This is a genomic window from candidate division KSB1 bacterium, from assembly GCA_034521575.1.
GTDB lineage: Bacteria > Zhuqueibacterota > Zhuqueibacteria > Residuimicrobiales > Krinioviventaceae > JAXHMJ01.
Window position 1 is genome coordinate 2,055,710 of record JAXHMJ010000005.1, and the last position, 17,564, is coordinate 2,073,273.

17 protein-coding genes are annotated in these 17,564 nt (G+C 47.8%); 12 read left to right on the forward strand and 5 right to left on the reverse strand.

Going from position 1 to position 17,564, the window contains the following annotated elements:
• The 9 genes from hypF to U5R06_22245 all read left to right on the forward strand — a co-directional run bounded on the left by hypF (position 1) and on the right by U5R06_22245 (position 10,680).
• A complete protein-coding gene (gene hypF / locus U5R06_22205; protein MDZ7725458.1) occupies positions 1 to 2,301 on the forward strand; it encodes a carbamoyltransferase HypF in 2,301 nt (766 codons plus the stop codon).
• On the forward strand, positions 2,292 to 2,543 hold the full coding sequence (locus tag U5R06_22210) for a HypC/HybG/HupF family hydrogenase formation chaperone (protein MDZ7725459.1): 252 nt from the start codon (positions 2,292 to 2,294) through the stop codon (positions 2,541 to 2,543). Before hypF ends, U5R06_22210 begins: the two co-directional genes overlap by 10 nt.
• Positions 2,540 to 3,625, forward strand: a complete 1,086-nt coding sequence (gene hypD, locus U5R06_22215) for a hydrogenase formation protein HypD (GenBank protein ID MDZ7725460.1) — start codon at positions 2,540 to 2,542, stop codon at positions 3,623 to 3,625. The genes U5R06_22210 and hypD overlap by 4 nt, the downstream gene beginning before the upstream one ends.
• A gap of 581 nt (positions 3,626 to 4,206) precedes the next feature.
• Positions 4,207 to 5,163 carry a S8 family serine peptidase gene (locus tag U5R06_22220; protein MDZ7725461.1) on the forward strand — a complete coding sequence of 319 codons (957 nt, stop codon included), beginning with the start codon at positions 4,207 to 4,209 and terminating at the stop codon, positions 5,161 to 5,163.
• Positions 5,150 to 6,598 carry a S8 family serine peptidase gene (locus U5R06_22225; protein ID MDZ7725462.1) on the forward strand — a complete coding sequence of 483 codons (1,449 nt, stop codon included), beginning with the start codon at positions 5,150 to 5,152 and terminating at the stop codon, positions 6,596 to 6,598. The genes U5R06_22220 and U5R06_22225 overlap by 14 nt, the downstream gene beginning before the upstream one ends.
• Before the next feature lie 337 nt (positions 6,599 to 6,935).
• On the forward strand, positions 6,936 to 7,355 hold the full coding sequence (locus U5R06_22230; protein ID MDZ7725463.1) for a hypothetical protein: 420 nt from the start codon (positions 6,936 to 6,938) through the stop codon (positions 7,353 to 7,355).
• The gene (locus U5R06_22235; GenBank protein MDZ7725464.1) at positions 7,343 to 7,846 is read left to right on the forward strand and encodes a DUF5050 domain-containing protein; all 504 of its coding nucleotides are present in this window, start codon (positions 7,343 to 7,345) and stop codon (positions 7,844 to 7,846) included. The genes U5R06_22230 and U5R06_22235 overlap by 13 nt, the downstream gene beginning before the upstream one ends.
• A gap of 135 nt (positions 7,847 to 7,981) precedes the next feature.
• A complete protein-coding gene (locus U5R06_22240) occupies positions 7,982 to 8,656 on the forward strand; it encodes a hypothetical protein (protein MDZ7725465.1) in 675 nt (224 codons plus the stop codon).
• The gene (locus U5R06_22245; GenBank protein MDZ7725466.1) at positions 8,626 to 10,680 is read left to right on the forward strand and encodes a TonB-dependent receptor plug domain-containing protein; all 2,055 of its coding nucleotides are present in this window, start codon (positions 8,626 to 8,628) and stop codon (positions 10,678 to 10,680) included. Before U5R06_22240 ends, U5R06_22245 begins: the two co-directional genes overlap by 31 nt.
• Before the next feature lie 225 nt (positions 10,681 to 10,905).
• Here U5R06_22245 and U5R06_22250 read toward each other — a convergent pair whose 3' ends face one another.
• The 3 genes from U5R06_22250 to U5R06_22260 form a co-directional block, all read right to left on the reverse strand.
• A complete protein-coding gene (locus tag U5R06_22250) occupies positions 10,906 to 11,499 on the reverse strand; it encodes a DNA-3-methyladenine glycosylase (protein MDZ7725467.1) in 594 nt (197 codons plus the stop codon).
• On the reverse strand, positions 11,500 to 13,209 hold the full coding sequence (locus U5R06_22255) for a right-handed parallel beta-helix repeat-containing protein (protein ID MDZ7725468.1): 1,710 nt from the start codon (positions 13,207 to 13,209) through the stop codon (positions 11,500 to 11,502). It lies immediately after the preceding gene.
• A 185-nt stretch (positions 13,210 to 13,394) separates the two neighbouring features.
• The gene (locus U5R06_22260) at positions 13,395 to 13,787 is read right to left on the reverse strand and encodes a hypothetical protein (GenBank protein ID MDZ7725469.1); all 393 of its coding nucleotides are present in this window, start codon (positions 13,785 to 13,787) and stop codon (positions 13,395 to 13,397) included.
• A 420-nt stretch (positions 13,788 to 14,207) separates the two neighbouring features.
• Here U5R06_22260 and U5R06_22265 point away from each other — a divergent pair, with 420 nt between their 5' ends.
• From U5R06_22265 to U5R06_22275, 3 genes are all read left to right on the forward strand, one after another.
• The gene (locus U5R06_22265) at positions 14,208 to 14,600 is read left to right on the forward strand and encodes a lysoplasmalogenase (protein MDZ7725470.1); all 393 of its coding nucleotides are present in this window, start codon (positions 14,208 to 14,210) and stop codon (positions 14,598 to 14,600) included.
• A 120-nt stretch (positions 14,601 to 14,720) separates the two neighbouring features.
• Positions 14,721 to 14,981 (forward strand): DUF493 domain-containing protein, encoded by a 261-nt coding sequence (locus U5R06_22270; protein MDZ7725471.1) that lies wholly within the window; start codon positions 14,721 to 14,723, stop codon positions 14,979 to 14,981.
• A gap of 22 nt (positions 14,982 to 15,003) precedes the next feature.
• Positions 15,004 to 15,462 (forward strand): YaiI/YqxD family protein, encoded by a 459-nt coding sequence (locus U5R06_22275; protein MDZ7725472.1) that lies wholly within the window; start codon positions 15,004 to 15,006, stop codon positions 15,460 to 15,462.
• A gap of 71 nt (positions 15,463 to 15,533) precedes the next feature.
• Here U5R06_22275 and U5R06_22280 read toward each other — a convergent pair whose 3' ends face one another.
• Both U5R06_22280 and U5R06_22285 read right to left on the reverse strand, forming a co-directional pair.
• A complete protein-coding gene (locus U5R06_22280; protein ID MDZ7725473.1) occupies positions 15,534 to 16,799 on the reverse strand; it encodes a TolC family protein in 1,266 nt (421 codons plus the stop codon).
• Positions 16,800 to 17,071: 272 nt separating this feature from the next.
• The gene (locus U5R06_22285; GenBank protein ID MDZ7725474.1) at positions 17,072 to 17,521 is read right to left on the reverse strand and encodes an NUDIX domain-containing protein; all 450 of its coding nucleotides are present in this window, start codon (positions 17,519 to 17,521) and stop codon (positions 17,072 to 17,074) included.
• Positions 17,522 to 17,564 lie beyond the last annotated feature (43 nt).

The following is a 17,564-nucleotide window of genomic DNA, read 5'->3' on the forward strand; positions in this document are numbered from 1 at the left end:
GTGCAGCGCATCAAAATACAGATTCAAGGCGCGGTTCAGGGCGTCGGTTTTCGTCCGTTCGTCTACCGCACAGCCCGCGCTCTCGGACTGACCGGCTGGGTGTGCAATGCGCCGCAGGGTGTTACAATCGAAGCTGAAGGTGACATTCGGGCTCTTGAATCGTTTCTGGCCGGTCTTGAATTTGAAAAACCGCAGCCGGCCAAGCTGTATTCGATTAAACATCAGTTTTCTGATCCGGTGGGCTATAGCGAATTTCATATTCGCAAAAGTACGGCAAAAGGAGACTGTTCCGCCTGGATTCTGCCGGACATTGCCACGTGTCCGGATTGCCTCAACGAACTCTTTGACCCGGACAACCGGCGCTATCTTTATCCGTTTATCAACTGTACGCATTGCGGTCCGCGCTTTACCATCATTGAAAACATTCCCTATGACCGCCTCCAGACCACAATGCGTGAGTTTCGCATGTGCCCGACCTGTCAAAGCGAGTATGAGAATCCCGATGACCGGCGCTTTCACGCGCAGCCGAATGCCTGTCCGGACTGCGGCCCGCAGGTTGAGTGGGTCGATACATCCGGTCGGTCGATAGCAAGCCGAAACGAGGCGATCGCTCAGTGTGTCGAGCTGTTGCGGGACGGCCGGATTGCCGCGGTCAAGGGACTCGGGGGTTTTCATTTGATGGCGGATGCCGGAAATACCGATGCGGTTCAGCGTTTGCGCCGGCGAAAACATCGCGACGAAAAGCCTTTTGCCCTCATGATGAACGCTGCGGATGCAGAGACCGTCTGCGACATCAGCCTGCTGGAGAAAAGCGCGCTGCACGCTCCGGGAGCGCCCATTGTTCTCCTGGCTAAAAAACAGCAGACCTCTGAATGCCATGGCAACATAGCAGAGAATATCGCCGCGAACAATCCCTGGCTGGGGGTGATGCTGCCGTATACGCCGCTGCATCATATCATTCTTGAAAAATTCGGTCGACCCCTGGTGGCCACCAGCGGAAATTTATCCGACGATACAATCTGCACAGATAACCACGACGCGCTGGAGCGTCTGAGCCGGATCGCGGATGCCTTTTTGATGCACAACCGCCGCATTGCCCGTCACGCGGATGATTCGATCGTCCGGGTGATCAACAACCGACTGGTGGCGCTGCGGCGGGCGCGCGGGTATGCGCCGCTGCCGGTGCGCCTCCGCCAGTCCCTGCCTGCGGCTGTTTGTGTGGGCGGGCACTTGAAAAATACGGTTTGCGTGGGGTCCGCCGGTCTGGTCTTTCCCAGTCAGCATATCGGCGATCTGGACACCCCGCACGCGCTGCAGGCGTTTCATCAAATGATAGACGATTTCAGCCGCTTGTATGACATCACCCCCGACTATATTCTTCACGATGCTCATCCGGATTACGCTTCCACCCGGGAATGCATGCAGTTTTCAGGCAAAAAGATCGCGGTTCAGCATCACGTCGCTCATGTTCTCTCCTGCATGGCTGAAAACGATGTGGAGCCGCCGGTTCTGGGGGTGGCCTGGGACGGCACCGGTTACGGACCGGACGGCACGGTCTGGGGTGGCGAATGGCTGGATATCAGCACAACCGGGTATACCCGTGCGGGGCATTTGCGCACGTTTGCACTGCCCGGCGGAGATGTTGCCGTCAAGCAGCCCTGGCGCTCAGCGGTCGGACTGTTGTATGAATTGTACGGCACAGACACCGAATCCATTCAGCAACTGCCGCCGCTGCAGGCAGTGTCGAAACCAACACTCCGAACCCTCTTGAGTATGCTGAACCGGCGTGTCAACAGTCCCCGGACCAGCAGCGCCGGACGCCTGTTTGATGCGGTCGCCTCGATCCTTGATATTCAGCACATTAATCACTTTGAAAGTCAGGCAGCTATGGCACTGGAACACCTGGCCTGGAGAAACAAACATACAGACGGCTATGATTTTGACATCCGATTTGATGAAAATCGGCAAACCTGGGTGCTCGACTGGCAGCCGATGATCCACAGGATAATCAACGACGATCAGCAGGGCGTATCGCCGGGCCGGATCGCCGCCGGTTTTCACAACACATTGGCAGAGATGATCGTCACTATGGCGCAAAACATAAAACAGCCGAAACTCGTGTTGAGCGGCGGCACCTTTCAGAATCGATATCTGAGCGAACGGGTGCAGGCACGGCTCGAACAAGAAGGATTTCAGGTCTATACGCATCAGCAGATACCGCCCAATGACGGCGGCATCAGTCTGGGTCAATATGCGGCATTGACCTTTCAACTCGAACCCAAAGAGGTCGTATGTGTTTAGCCATACCCGGTAAAATTCTCAGTATAGAGGGCAGTGATCCGGTCACACGCAAAGGCCGCGTCAGTTTTGACGGTGTGGTCCGGGAGGTGCATCTCGGTTATGTCCCGGACGCCAAACCCGGTGATTACGTGAATGTTCACGTTGGTTTTGCCATCGGTGTGCTTGATGAACAGGAAGCCAAAGAAATCTACGGGATTCTGGACGAGATCGAATCGATCACACAGCAGCGGAAACGCCAATGAAACGCGACCAGCCCTTTCGTGATGCCGACGTCGTCAAACGTTATATTCAGGCCATTCATGATATCACGGATCAGCCGTGGACCATCATGGAAATCTGCGGGGGACAAACGCACGCCTTCCTGCGCCACGGGATCGACACCCTGCTGCCGCCGGACATCACCCTGCTGCACGGACCCGGCTGTCCGGTTTGCGTGACGCCCATTGACAAAATTGACAAAGCCATAGAACTGGCCCAACAGCCGGATATCATGTTGTGCTCGTTCGGCGATATGGTGCGCGTGCCCGGCAGCCGGGAAGACCTGCTGTCCGTCAAATCCCGGGGCGGCGATGTCCGCATTGTCTATTCACCCACAGACGCCCTCAAGCTGGCGCGCCAGCATCCGGACAAGCAGGTGGTGTTTTTCGGCATCGGGTTCGAGACCACAGCGCCGGCCAATGCCATGGCTGTGCTGGGGGCGCAATCGGAACAGCTGAACAATTTTTCCGTATTGACCTCGCAGGTGCGGGTGCCGCCGGCCATCCGGGCGATCCTTTCTTCGGACGACTGCCGTGTAAACGGTTTTCTGGCTGCCGGACATGTGTGCACGGTGATGGGCTATCACGAATACACCCCCCTGGCCAAAGCGTTTAAAACCCCGATGGTGGTCACCGGATTCGAACCGGTCGATCTGGTGCAGGGCATGCTGATGTGCATCCGGCAGCTGCGGGAAGGTCGTTACGAGGTGGAAAATCCGTATAAACGGTCGGTGACCGAGGCCGGAAACCGGCCCGCGCAGCAAGCATTGCTGAATGTATTTGAACGCGTCGATCAGACCTGGCGGGGGATCGGGGTGATCCCGGACAGCGGACTGGCGCTGCGCGACCAATATGCCGCGTTCGACGCGGAAAAAAAATTCCAATTGAAAAACATGTCCATCCGGGAAGAAACCGACTGCATGTCCGGTCTGGTGCTGCAGGGACTGAAAAAACCGACCGATTGTCCCTGTTTCGCCGATTCCTGCACCCCCGAGCATCCCCTGGGCGCCACCATGGTGTCATCGGAAGGGGCGTGCGCGGCGTATTATCGGTATCGGAAACGCTGAACCCTTCTGCTGTATTCGGCAAGTGGTTTTACCGCGCTTCCGGTCGGTTACCGTAGCCTCGACCGTGGTGTTTTTCGTCGTTTGGACGACAATGCCGCCTTTCGGCAATGTAGGATAATGATCGCGCGGGGTATCGGAATTATGATAACGATGATTGATTAATTTTTTTCTTGCATAGTATCCGGAAAATACATACAATGCCAATGCAGGATCATCTGTGTCAACGGGGCAGTACATATCTGACACAGGGTTCATAGGATGTTTAGATTCCTTTTTTGGTACATTCGTTAGCATGCAAAAAATTATTTAGTTCAGCTGTGGTCGATAATATGGGGTAATAGTGAATATAAATTTATATAATGAATTCCGATTGTTCAAATCTGCGTTTACTAACAACAAAAGGTTACTATCCATCTTTTTCACCTGATAGTAAGTGGGTGGTTTACACGAATACAGACAGCAGGGATGGGCGTATATGGAAAACAAGTGTGACAGGAGGTGAGAAAATAGCCGTTACTCCGCCGGCTCCGGATAGTTATTTTGATGAACATGATAATTCACCGAAATGAAAGGAATTTAAAATGAAGAAAACCTTTGTTTTAATCTTATGCTTAGCATTTAGTGCTTTCAGCGCTGAAAAAGAAATGAAAAAAAAACTGATTATCCACCTTAAAAAACCTATTATAAAGTTATCAGATGCAAAAAGTGAATTTACTTTAAACGCTATTAAAATAAGTGATGAATCTCTAAAGAAAACTTTGGATGAACTGGACATTCAAACAATTAAAAGAACTGTACCATCTTTTAAGATGGAAAATCATACCAAAGAAAATCTAAATAACAAATTTTTTCAAATATCAGATCTGTCATTAATCTATACAATATCATTTAAACCGGATATTAGTAAAATTGAAGAATATAAAAATGCTTTATCAAAACTTGATAATATAAAAATGGTTGAATTTGTATATCAATATGAAAATACAGATGAAACGATCATTCCTAATGATGATAGATTTAAATATACTGATAATAATTCAAATGGTGTGTATAATTTTGGAACTGATACTCCAGGGAGGCAATGGGGATTATTTGATTACTATGTGTCCAATCCTCAGAACAGAGCTGATGTTTCTATGCCTGAGGCCTGGGATTTTTCAACCGGATCATCAAATATTAAAATAGGATTTGTAGAATCAACTTCATCGGCATATGAGGGTGATCCAATAAATGGTATAACAGAATTGAAGGGGCGTAATTCAGGAAGTAATGGTGTTAGTTGGGGTGATAATAGTCATTCTGTAGCAACAGCAGGCATTGCCATTGCCAATACAAACAATGATCATCTGGTAGCAGGTGTAGATTGGAATGCTAAATATTATTCGGCCGCGCATGGAAATAATTCTGAAGAATTTGCCTCCGCAATACAATCCTGTGTAAATGAAAATTGTAATGTAATCAACAATAGCTGGTCAATAGAAGCGGGTAATGATGGTTCATATAGTACAATGTTAGCAATAAGAAATGCTTTATTTTAATGGTTCATTCGTAGTTGCTGCTATGGGTAATAATAACGGGTCTCAAGATCGAGTACCTGCCTGCTATTCTGATATTGTTTTTTCTGTGGCATCGGCTAATAAAAGCAATAACTATTCAAGTTTTTCTAACCATAATTCTTATGTGGATGTAACAGCACCGGGCGGTACAAATTCGTCGTCCCAATACGATGATATATGTGTTATTACTGGTGATGATGATGTTGATTATATGTATGGTACTTCTTTTTCTACTCCTTTAGTTTCAGGTGTTGCAAGCTTGATGATGAGTATGCGCGAAGATGTCAGAGCGGAAGATGTCGAATATATTTTAAAACACACTGCCGATGATATTTATTTAGCTGGTTTTGATAATTTTACTGGTTATGGCAAAATTAATGCTAAAGAGGCAATTCGCAGACTATCTTCAATATATAATATGGAAAGGTATACAACCAACGGTGGAACAATTATCCAAGTTGATAACGACTGGAAAACCTTTGTTCTTTATGCAGATTTTTATACTTGTGTTGCAAAAAAATATAGAATTGAGAAGAACATAAGTTTTAATAATTATAATCAAAGTACAATTTTGATATGGGGAAATATTGACGGTACTCTTGGTGTTGCTCCATCAAATCCAAATTATCAGATACCATGGTGTGGAGTAAAAGAGGGGACAATTACATCTTCCAGTGCAACGATTCAGACATATGTTTATAAATGTAAAGAACTTTATTACCCTTATCAAACTTTCTGGTATCCATGTGAACCCTCGGAAGTTGAATTTGCCTATACAGTGCTTGGGGATCCTCCGCCTTCAACACCATCTATATCTCTTGGCACACAATGGGATCCAGATATGCATATTAATCATCCTAAATTAACAATTACACGAGGTAGTGAAGATACTGATGAATATAATATATACAGAATGAAAAATGGTTCCAGTTTTGATGTGGTGGCTACGATTAGTTGCTCTGGTACAACAACTACATGGGTGGATGAAATAATAATGTCTACACAATACTATGGTGATAATTGGTGGTATAAAGTAAAGGCCAAAGATGATTTTGGAAGTGAATCAGATTTTAGTAATACTGTATATACCAAGGGAGTTCAGGTAGATTCATCAATGAATAAAGACGAGCCAATTACGCTCGAGATACCCGAACTACCCTCTGGATATTCACTTTCTGCATTTCCAAATCCCTTCAATCCTACAACAAATTTTAAAATTGGCTTACCAGAAGCAGGTAATGTAAAATTATCAGTTTATAATTCTATTGGACAGAATGTTTTTAAATTCGATGAATATCGCGAGGCGGGATATCAAAATATTGTTTTTGAAGCAAAGAATTTAAATGCCGGCGTATATTTTTATCGGTTAAATGTAAAAAATTATAGCAAGAGTGGAAAAATTTTATATGTAAAATAAAAACTGCCTGCTAAATTAGAATATTCAAAAAAATATTCTGAGCAGACCGGCTCACCAGCAGGCAGTTCAAAGACCACTAGTCAGTTTATGGTTAATGGCCTTTACTATTTTAGGTCTCCTGAAAAAATCATTTTACAGCATTATGGGCTCGTAATACAGCCAAACTCGTTTTTTGACATGCATAAACAGCCGAATTAACCGCTTTCTAAAGCATGTCCTGATAGGCATAAAAAAATAATGTCGGAAAAAATGAGTTGTATTCATAATATATCACATTTAATTTATAGTAACCTATAAAAATTATAATTCAATTCAATTAATTAAGTTTATGGAAATTATGAAATTAAACTGTTTTTTCCTGTTTTTTATATTTCTTCTTTCTTGTAACCAGCCAACCGATAATAATAATGAAAGAGATTCACCCTCTTTTATGAAGGATGTGTGCCCAATTTGGTCCCCAATTACAAATAAAATCGCTTATATTCATGGCGGAAAGATTACAACTCCTGGTGTTTATTTAATCAACCCGGATGGGTCGAATAATCATTTATTATTTAGTTCAGTTGTGGTTGATAATATAATATGGGGTAATAGTGAATATGAATTTATTTTCGATGCTTACAAGCAAATCTGGTGGTACAATTATGAAACGGGCAGTTCTTTTCAAATTACCAATACTCCAGGAGGAAATTTTTTCCCGTCACTTTGTCCAAATGGTAAATTCAGTTCTATATTCAAAATCAATTGGTTCGGATAATTATAAAGCGTGGTATTTGGAAAATAAATACAGATGGAACAAAAGATCACCTTTTAATTGAATATGGTACGCAACCTTGTTATATGGCCGATGGAAAAATGTTTGTTTATTGTGATTATGCTGATAGAGCGCAAGTATATAAATATTTTATTAACGATAGTAGTTTAGAAAATTTGACAAATATGAAGTGGAATTGTTTACTCCCCAAAGTTTCTCCCGATGGTAAGCTAATTGTTTTTATGCACTATGCAAACTATTTGGATTACTATAATATTTATATAATGAATTCCGATGGTTCAAATCTGCGTTTACTAACAACAAAAGGTTACTATCCATCTTTTTCACCTGATAGTAAGTGGGTGGTTTACACGAATACAGACAGCAGGGATGGGCGTATATGGAAAACAAGTGTGACAGGAGGTGAGAAAATAGCCGTTACTCCGCCGGCTCCGGATAGTTATTTTGATGAACATGATAATTCACCGAAATGAAAAAAGAGGATGGGTAATCACCATGAAGGCTACCACAATATACACATTACTCTTTCTGCTGCTTTTAACTGTAGCATGCCATGTAACCGAACCGAACAAGAAGGCTCACCGTAGACCTGATAATGAGACGATTGCATGTGTTTCAGACTTGGTGATATGGCTTCGTCTGTTGCAATCACATATAATTGTCAAGAATTGATTAATCTCAAAACACGAGGTACGTTTTATGTGGACTGGTCGCCAGATAAAACGATGCTTGTCTATTGCAAACATTATAATATTGAAAACGGGATACGGGTTGAAATCTGGACAATGAATTCCGACGGATCAGAACAAAAGAGGATAAGTGGAACCGATACGTTGTGCTATTTTCCTGAATTTTCCCCCTCGGGAGATAAAATCATGTATACAGCTACAAACCGTTTTAGCACACGAATCGTGGTGTGCGATGTGAATGGTAATTTCAAAAAAACGGCGCTCACCTCGTTTCAGGCCACAAACATCGATACAAGCTGCGTGTACGGTATGGACTGGAAGAATGAAAGTGAGATCATATACAACTACTGGGGTAGAGGAATGACCGGGTATATGAAGGCAGCCTCTTATAAAATAAACAGTAAAGAACATTTTTCATTGGCGTTTCTGATGTCAATATCTATACACCGGACTCCAATCGGGGGGCAGCCTCGGACTCGACCGGTCGGTTTACACTCACGCTTCCCGGCGGGGCTCACAGGCTCTGTTTTGCGCATGTCGGCTATGAAACAAGGTGTCTGCAGGTGGTCGCGCATCCGGATTCCCCGGCTGTGATACCGGATGTGGCATTGACAGCACGGGTGCTTGAGGGCAAACAAGTCAGTGTGCAGGCGTACGGAGACGTTGCCAAGCTCGACCAGTATGAGGTATCAGGCGCCCGGGCGGGACGACCACCAATCCCCTGCCGGAATCCGCTTTTAACGTTAAAGACGCTGCCGGGGGTGTGGTCGGTCAATGATCAGAGCGGCAAGTTTCAGGTGCGGGGCGGCAGTTACGATGACAATCTCATTGTGATCAACGGTGTCGAGATCGAGCAGCCGCATCTGGTGCGCAAGGGCGTGATGGAAAATCCCTCGCTGATCAATCCCTATCTGGTGGACGCCATCAAACTGAGAACCGGGGCGTATCCCGTGACCTATGGCGACCGTCTTGCCTCGGTTCTGGATGTCACTTACCGGAAAAACGACAGTCAACAATGGAGCGGCCAGGTCAATGTGTCCATGGTCGAAGCCGGCGTCGCTCTGTTTTCACCCGAATCCGAAACCTTTAATTTCAGCACCTCTGTCAGGCGCATTGACTATGGCCATATCTACAAATCACAGCACCGGCAGGGAGAGTACAACCCGGATTTTTACGACTGGCAGAGCCTGTTCAGCTGGAACCTGTCAGACCGGCACAAATTCAGCGGATACGCCGCACTGGCGCGCAGCCGTTACCGGTCAGAGCCTTCGAGTGTGAAAGCGGTGCCCGGTTTCCCCGAGGCTCCGCAATACAGCATCCATGAATCAGGACAAGAACGCTTTGATCACAATACGGGTGTTTTGGGGATTCAGTGGAACGCGGACTGGACCAAGAGCTGGTCCACGCTGGTGAAATCCTCCATCGTTGTGCAAAACGAACGCGAAGACACCCAATTGTATACGCAAATTATACCCCTTGATGACGAAGAACTGCCGGATTCCGCTCTGACACTGGACGGGCGCCGGGAATCCTATGACAACGCGTTTACCCACCGGCAGGTTCACGTTCATATGCGAACCCGATTCCAAACTCCGCTTCAGCAATTGATATTCGGGGTCGAAGGCCAGTGGCTGAATCAGGACCTTGATGCGGATGAAGCGGTGTCCGGCAATTATCAGCTGCCGGGTGATGCGGTCGGTCCGGTTCAGCAGGATATTCTCTGGAACACCTCAGGCACCGCCTGTTTTCTGCAGTATCAGCGCGATCTGTCCGCTCTTTTCAAAATAAATGCGGGCGCGCGACTGTTTCGTTATGCGTTTAACAAAGAGACGGTGTTCATGCCGCGCCTCGGATGCCGATACCGGGTGACGGATCACACAGAGACGGCGTTTCATATCGGACGCTATGCACAGCCGCCGTTGTACAGGGAAATCCAACACGTACCGCTTCAAGACCGGCCTGCGTTGAAAGCCCAGAAAGCCTGGCAATCCACACTGAGCCTGCGGCAGACACTTCCCAACCGGCATTATGTGCAGATGGAAGTTTACTATAAAACAATGAGCGACCTGATTTCCTATGACACCTATGATGTGCGCACCCTGTATTCCGGTCAAAACGACGCCAAAGGCTATGCCTACGGTCTGGACGCCATGCTGTTCGGAGAGTTTGTCCCGGACTGTATCAACTGGATCAGTTACGGATATCTGATCGCCAAAGAAGATCTGATCTACGATTCCGAGGGCTGGGTGAACCGGCCGTCCGCACAAACGCATACCCTGAGCTTTAATCTGCAGGACAAGATGGAGCGCTTTCCGGGATCACGCATGCATTTGCGCATTCTCCTGGGAAGCGGATCATACTATACGATTTATTATTCAAAAGACGACGAAATACTGACATCTGCCCGAAACGCGGGACGGCTGCCTCTGTATCAACGGTTTGATCTGGGACTGACGCAGCGGTTTACGTGGAAGGGATTTAAATTTACCTTCAAAGAAGAAGTGCTGAACATGTTTGATCACACCAATGTGCTGAGCGCAAGCTGGTTTGAAAACACGCTTGTCAAAACCTATCTGAGCGGCATCAACTACAATGTGGGAGTCCGGGTGGAATTTTAAGAGCTGTCTCTATATGTTTGCTTTTTATGTTGGATAGCGTTGGCGTGAAGCGATTCAACGACATCACTGTTAAAAGGGAATTAACTAAAATTCAGGTCAATAAAGAAAGTAATTTGGTTTTCTCTTGTTTTGCTCTGCGACCTCTGCTCCTCGTGCGTGGGGACAAGCTTGAACTCGACCGCGAAACAAAACCAATACGATTGTGTGCATCCGGAATCTTTTTTTTCATGATCTTGCGCGTGACGCAAACGGCGATCCCTTGATCCGGAACCGCCACGGCCAGTCTGCGCACTCGCCCGCATAGGCCACTCCCACCCGCGGGCCGGATTCGATGGGACGATCGTTTTGCTCCGGTTGAATCCAGAGTTCATTGTTGTCGATAGAGGCGCCGTTAAAAGACAGATCAATGCCGAAAGCCCGGGTCAGGTTTCCCGGTCCGCGCGCCAGATCGCGGTCAGATATGTGATCGCCGCGATGACGGCGCATGATATCCAGACCTTCAAGCGGTTCAAGCGCGCGCAACAGCACCGCGCCGGCTGTTGTTTCCGGACCGGTGACCACATTCAGACAGACATGCAGCCCATAGACTTTGTACACATAAATGATCCCGGGCGGACCGAACATAAGACGGGCGTTGCCTGGATTTTTCCGCGAGGCGTGCGAGGCGCGGTCGTCAGGGCCACTATAGGCCTCGGTTTCAACAATGCGACCGGCAACCAACCCGTCAGAAAAGCGGCGCACCAGCCGCATCCCCAACAGGGAACGGGCGACCTCCGGGGCGGATTGTTGAAAAAAAGATGAGGATAAACGGGTACTCATTCAATGCACCAATGCCAGTTTCAAACGGTGGCGATACGTTTCCGTATCGAGTACAATCAAATAAATGCCGCTCGGACAAACAGCGCCCTGGTCATTGCGTCCGTCCCAGGCCGCATAATGGGAACCGGCCGAATAGACCCTGTTCAGCGTTGAGATACGGCGTCCGAGCATATCGTAAATGCTTATGTTGACCGGTCCCGGTTTGGACAGATAAAAATGAATCCGGGTACCCGGATTGGCTGGATTGGGCGCGCAGCTCACGTTGAACTTTGATAGGGGAGCTCGGGTCTGCACAGCGGTTTCCGTCGACCGCTCATAAGCGCCCAGATCCGGAGCCGCTCCCTGATGGCGCGGATTGCCGGCCAGATCAACGACAAGATGCGTGGGCATAGCGGCATTCAGGGCCGGACTCGAGGCGGACAGACGATAATCGCCGTCCCCGCCCCAGGCGGGTCGGACAAACCGCGGATCCGCGGCCAGTACGCCGTCACCGAGAGCAGGAATCGTCTCTGCGCTGTATTCGTCCTGTCCATGCTGCAGTAAAATATCGTTCTCCGGCATCCAGAACAGCGTGTGAGACACAGAAAAATTGACAGTTTCGGTCAAAAACAGGGAAGACCGGCGTCCGCGGCTGCTGATAATGGTGTTGAGCATATTCACGTGGATCGGCACCTGCGGATGATCGTACTGCGCCCACATGCAGTAATTCTGTCCCAGGGAATCGTCAATGCTGCAATGCACAAACTCAAACACCGCGTTTGGGAATTCGGTGTCAATCACCACCGCGGACCAGGGTGTGGGCGTGGCATCGCCGTCGCCGCGGCCGTAGATCAGCGTGTTTTCAATGCGGCCGTAGCGCCCCCAGAGTTTCAGACCGTCCGTGCGATTGTTGGCAATGATGCAGCTGCGTACGATGGTCGTATCAGATTTGCTATCCAGTCCGTCGCCGTGATTGTGTTCCAGCCTGCAGCGCACAAACTCTACCGGTCCCGGGCCCGGTTCGATGCCGAATCCGTCCGGGCGACCGTAAGGATTTTCAGAATCGCCGTTCTGATAATAATGGCCGGACCGGGATAATTGTGAATCCGTGAATCTGACATTCTGCCAGCCGCCGCCGCTCCCCGCTTCCGGTCCGCCGGCGGCGCCGAATCCGCAGTGATGAATAGTACACGAGTCCACCGTCAGATCAGTCACATCCCGGATATTCAAGCCGAATTCATCGAGATGGTGAATATGTAGATTGCGCAGGACAATATGCGAACAGGGTTCAGCCGTGGCATTGATGCCGTCGCGGGCGTATTCCTGCCCGTCATGCGTGAATTCCAGATCGGAGATTTCGACATAATGGGCGCCGGACAAATTGATCAAGGCATAGAGGTTATCGGCTCCGGCCAGGACCGCGGCGCCCGAATCGCTGCCGCGGATGCGGGTAACCTGTTGCGCAGAACCGGACGGCGGCTGCAGGATATCCGCATCAAAGACACGCTGCACATAGGTGCCGGGCAGCAAAACCAGTTCATCGCCGCCCTGCATCCGCCGGGTCGCCCAAGACGCAGAGGCCCAGGGGGCGCCCAAACTGCCGTCATGCCTGTCATCGCCGTCAGGCGAAACGTAATAGGTCGCCGGATAGACGGCTATGGCGACCAACAGAAAAAGCAAAATATGTCGTACCACAAGCCCTCTCAATCCTTTTTGATCAACAATATACAATAGAGATGATCCTTATGCAAGCCCGGCAAAGCCAATTTAATCCATTCATGAAATAGAGGTTGTTTGAACGGGATAGTTTTCGTATAATAATTTCAAGAATGACAGTGAACCCAACAACGGTCTGTGTCTGTAATTTGTACAATATTGATGATATTCGTTTATGTTTGTAAAATTCCCATGCAGAGTTATGGAAAATACATTAGATCATCGACATCTTTCGTCCAATCGCTTTTTTTCAAAATGTTGTAAATCGATGATTCTATCAATGATGCTTGGCCTTCTGGTGGTAAATTATTCCAGAACAGTTTTTTGTCTCTACCATGAAAAGTATCAACCCAAACACCGTTCCAGCCATCTTTTTGTAAAAATCTCAAAATCGCCAATTCACCAAATAAATTTTCATTATCAATTTTTACCAGTGGTTTACTCAAGTATGTTTTGGAAAGTCGTTCGTCTGTCAGATATCTGGGTTCAGCCGGTTCAAATTGCATTTTGAAATTTGTGATATTGATTACATCTGAATCAAGAATCCTTACATCTTTTTGAATTTCAGTTGCTAAACTTTTCAATATTTCCATTTTGTACTCACATTTTTTCTGCCCAACGAGTTGTTAGATTCTTATATTTAATGGTTTAGGGTAGGGTAAAAGAGTACATACTATAGTACATACTCTTTTAGAAAAGCGCATGCAATGTATATCCCGGGGCTGCAGCCCCCTCGTCCTCCTCTCCAATCCGGGTGAATCCCTGTTCTATGGCATCCATTCCGGGCCGGGCCATACGCGACGGGTGCCTCTGAAATGTTAGGGGCCGGGATCGAGATGCATGGCGAACAAATTTTATAGCAACTGCTATTGATCTTTAATAAAATACAGATCCTCTGTCTTGAGTGTTTGACATTATTTGTGGTCGAGCAGCAAATCGTAAAAAGAAAGAAGAAAAAATCGTGAGCGTTGAACAGTCGTACCTCTGACGTTGCGAATTTGTGCCAAATACATATGATGTCCAAAGAATACGAAAAACCGTTGATTTTCGTTGTAAATGGGGTTATCTCCCTGTGGGATGTTTTAACGGCTGTTCTGCTGCTGTCCGTCGGTACGGGGTTTTACCGGTTGATGCGACCGAATCTGGGCAGCATGCGGATACCGGTGATCGCCTATATTGTGATCATTTCGGTGATGGTCAACCGGGCCGCTTCTGCGCCTCTCAGTCCGGAATTCACCCCCTCCCAGGCCTTGCTGGTCCTGTTCGGCGCGCTGCTGTTTTATCTGTCGGATGTGATTCTGGCCGCCAACAAGTTCTGGAAACCCTGGAGATACAACCGCATCAGTCTGGTATTTTATTACAGCGGACAACTCTTGATTGCATTAAGCACCGGATATTTCTGTTAGTGAACCCTGCCAATATAAAAGGTAACCGACCGCCTGGAATCCTGATGTGGAAGAAATGAATCCGGTGCAAGTTGTGTTGCAGTCATACGAGTTGGTATATTTTTAAAAAAGGATGATCTCTTGAAAATTTTAAATGACAAACCGATTATTCATTATCCCTGCAACTGGTCTTACCGGATCATCGGCCGGGACGAACAGCTGCTGCGGTCAACAGCAAAATCCGTTGCGGACGGAAAAACATACAGCATTAAACCTTCGAACAAGAGTTCGGGCGGCAAATACGTGTCCCTCAGCTTTACTGTACATGTTGATGGTGAACAGGAGCGCTTGTCAATTTTCACACAATTGAAAAAGAGCAAAGCCGTAAAATACGTTTTATAAAAATCTCGAAAGACATGTTGCTATGCTTCACATCTATATCGATGCGGACGCGTGTCCGGTGAAATCCGAGGTATACCGCGTTGCTGAACGACATCATCTGCAGGTTACGCTGGTTTCGAATACATTCATGCGGATTCCGGACAAACCATGGATCCGACTCGAGCGCGTGCCGGAGAGTCTGGACGCCGCGGATGACTGGATCGCTGACCAGGTTCAGGCGAATGATATTGTAATCACGTCGGACATTCCGCTCGCCGACCGTTGTGTGAAACAGAGCGCCCGGGTATTGACGCCAAACGGCAGGGAATTCACCGATGAGAATATCGGCGAGGCGCTGGCTGCCCGCAACCTGATGACGGAACTGCGCAGCGCCGGACAGGTCACAACCGGACCGCCACCGATGAAAAAACAAGACCGCTCGCGCTTTTTGCATGAACTGGATCAAATGATTCGGCGTGTTCTGCGGGAAGCAAACAATTAACCGATTAGACGACGGGTGAATATCACGACAAAAAGAAGGATATATGATCGTTTTTATGCGACTCAAAAAGCTCACGTCCCATTCACCAGGCTTTTGTTCTTTATAAAATCATACATGGTCGTGCGTTGAAGTTCGGCCAGAGCCAGTTGATAGCTGATATAGGCATCCAGATAGGCAAGTTGTGCATTGAGATAGCGGTCCCGGTCCAGTGCCAGCTCCTGACTGGTGATATCGCCGTTATCGAAACGTTTTAGCGAGATATCGAATGCGCGATTGGCGACATCGCGTCGTTTTTCAAGCACATCAAGCTGACTGCGGGTTTCTTTTAATCGTCCCACAACATCGCGTACCTCGCGTTTAATTGTTTTTTTTTGCTCCTGTAGTGACAAATCGGAATTGGAAAGCCGGGCATGTGCGGCCTGTACCGCCGCTTTGTTTCCGCCCCAGTCCCAAATCGGCACGGAGACATTGAACATCACACCTTTATTATTCGGTCGTCGGTCCATGTCGTCCAGACTGGAGGTCAAAAGATCCCGCGGTGCGGTTTCAAAAGGCAGCGTCGGGCTGGAAACACCGGTAATATCGTAGAACGCGCTCAGGGTTGCGTGAAAATCGCGCCTGGCATCCACCTCTTTGACCTGAATTTTCGATAATTCCACATTGATTTCACCCAAACGGATTTCAGATCTGTTTTGTAATGCCAGCTGAATGGCGCGTTCCTGGTCCACATGGGTTTCCTGGATGGTAAAATCCGTGACTATGCCCACATCATCCGTTAATTTCAACCCTATAAGCTGCTTAAACCGGTCGGCGCTGCGTTCCCGGCTGGCTGCCGCTGCCACCTGTTTGCTTTGGCTTTCTGCCAAATCAGCTTCCATCTGCAGCGCTTCCACCTGGGGAATCAATCCGGCGTCGTATTTCTGTCGGGCCAGATCATACAGTTCCGTCTGCTGCTTCAGATCCTGCCTGGCAATCTCATATTCACGAGTCGCACGATAAAGCTGATAGAAAGATTGAGTGACACGATAAACAATATCCAGTTGATCGCGATTGTAGCGCCTGACTGCGCTTTCATAATTCAGGTTTGCTTCTTTCAGGGATTTTAGCTTTTTCCGCGCCTGCTCAGCTTCTATTTCGTACTGCTGAATTTCCAGCGTTTGTTTCTCGCGCACATTCGGGGCTTCAAACTGCAGTTTGTCCAGCTGCAGACGCGCCGATTTTTCCGATGCGGCAGCCGCGTGCATTTGAGATGTATATAACTGCAACTGCATCTTTAATTCAGAAGAACGCCGGGCGGCATCTGCTTTGGTAATCTTTTTTACAGGAAAACAAAACATGTTTTTCCAAAAGTGAGTCGACTTTCAATCCATTTTGATCTCCTATCAACTTGAAACCCACACGCCTATTGTGGTTTCTATCTATAATTTGCTGGGACAAAAAATCAAAACAATCATCAATCGAATCCGGCACCCCAGGAACTATTAAAATCGCAGGGGGACAATGAAGGAAACGAGCCAGCAGTTTCGGGCAGTGATATGCTGCAGTTGACAGCCAAAAAGGCACATCAGAGCCCAAAACTGATACTGCTCAGGTAAATTGACCGCCTTGATCAAGAGGTGTTTGAGTTTAGGAGGTGCAATGGAAGCTTCATATGCTCAAGTATGGTTCGGATGAGTTCATACTGGATATCCGGAAAAGTCAGCAAAGAGGGCAGCCGGTCGGTGAGGATCACCGCATCAATTTCGGAATCCGGACGCGGTTGACGTTTTTTGATTTCAGCGAAAAACAATTGTCCATACAATTCTCTGCCGGCGCTGCGAACACCGTAGCGGGTGACCGGCGTGAGCAGCGCACTCACCGTCCCGGTTTCTTCATACAATTCTCGTCGCGCCGCCTCTTCAGCCGTTTCTCCCGGTTCAACATGACCGGCCGGAATTTCCCAGGTCCCTCGATCTTTTTGTCTGACAAACAGCCACTTTTCCCCTTGCCTGGAGAGAATCAGCACATAGGTTAGCGACAAAACCTGTGTAAGAGGATAGTAATGAATTTCAGAGTGCATAGAAATCCACAGAAATATTATTCAGAGTGTTCAACCATACGGT

What these genes read in the sequence shown, in the direction of transcription:
- U5R06_22260 (MDZ7725469.1), bottom strand. Translation starts at nt 13,787, where the DNA reads ATGGAAATATTGAAAAGTTTAGCAACTGAAATTCAAAAAGATGTAAGG.
- U5R06_22265 (MDZ7725470.1), top strand. Translation starts at nt 14,208, where the DNA reads ATGATGTCCAAAGAATACGAAAAACCGTTGATTTTCGTTGTAAATGGG.
- U5R06_22280 (MDZ7725473.1), bottom strand. Translation starts at nt 16,799, where the DNA reads ATGTTTTGTTTTCCTGTAAAAAAGATTACCAAAGCAGATGCCGCCCGG.
- U5R06_22250 (MDZ7725467.1), bottom strand. Translation starts at nt 11,499, where the DNA reads ATGAGTACCCGTTTATCCTCATCTTTTTTTCAACAATCCGCCCCGGAG.
- U5R06_22240 (MDZ7725465.1), top strand. Translation starts at nt 7,982, where the DNA reads ATGTGTTTCAGACTTGGTGATATGGCTTCGTCTGTTGCAATCACATAT.
- U5R06_22285 (MDZ7725474.1), bottom strand. Translation starts at nt 17,521, where the DNA reads ATGCACTCTGAAATTCATTACTATCCTCTTACACAGGTTTTGTCGCTA.
- hypD (MDZ7725460.1), top strand. Translation starts at nt 2,540, where the DNA reads ATGAAACGCGACCAGCCCTTTCGTGATGCCGACGTCGTCAAACGTTAT.
- U5R06_22210 (MDZ7725459.1), top strand. Translation starts at nt 2,292, where the DNA reads ATGTGTTTAGCCATACCCGGTAAAATTCTCAGTATAGAGGGCAGTGAT.
- U5R06_22230 (MDZ7725463.1), top strand. Translation starts at nt 6,936, where the DNA reads ATGAAATTAAACTGTTTTTTCCTGTTTTTTATATTTCTTCTTTCTTGT.
- U5R06_22225 (MDZ7725462.1), top strand. Translation starts at nt 5,150, where the DNA reads ATGCTTTATTTTAATGGTTCATTCGTAGTTGCTGCTATGGGTAATAAT.
- U5R06_22220 (MDZ7725461.1), top strand. Translation starts at nt 4,207, where the DNA reads ATGAAGAAAACCTTTGTTTTAATCTTATGCTTAGCATTTAGTGCTTTC.
- U5R06_22275 (MDZ7725472.1), top strand. Translation starts at nt 15,004, where the DNA reads ATGCTTCACATCTATATCGATGCGGACGCGTGTCCGGTGAAATCCGAG.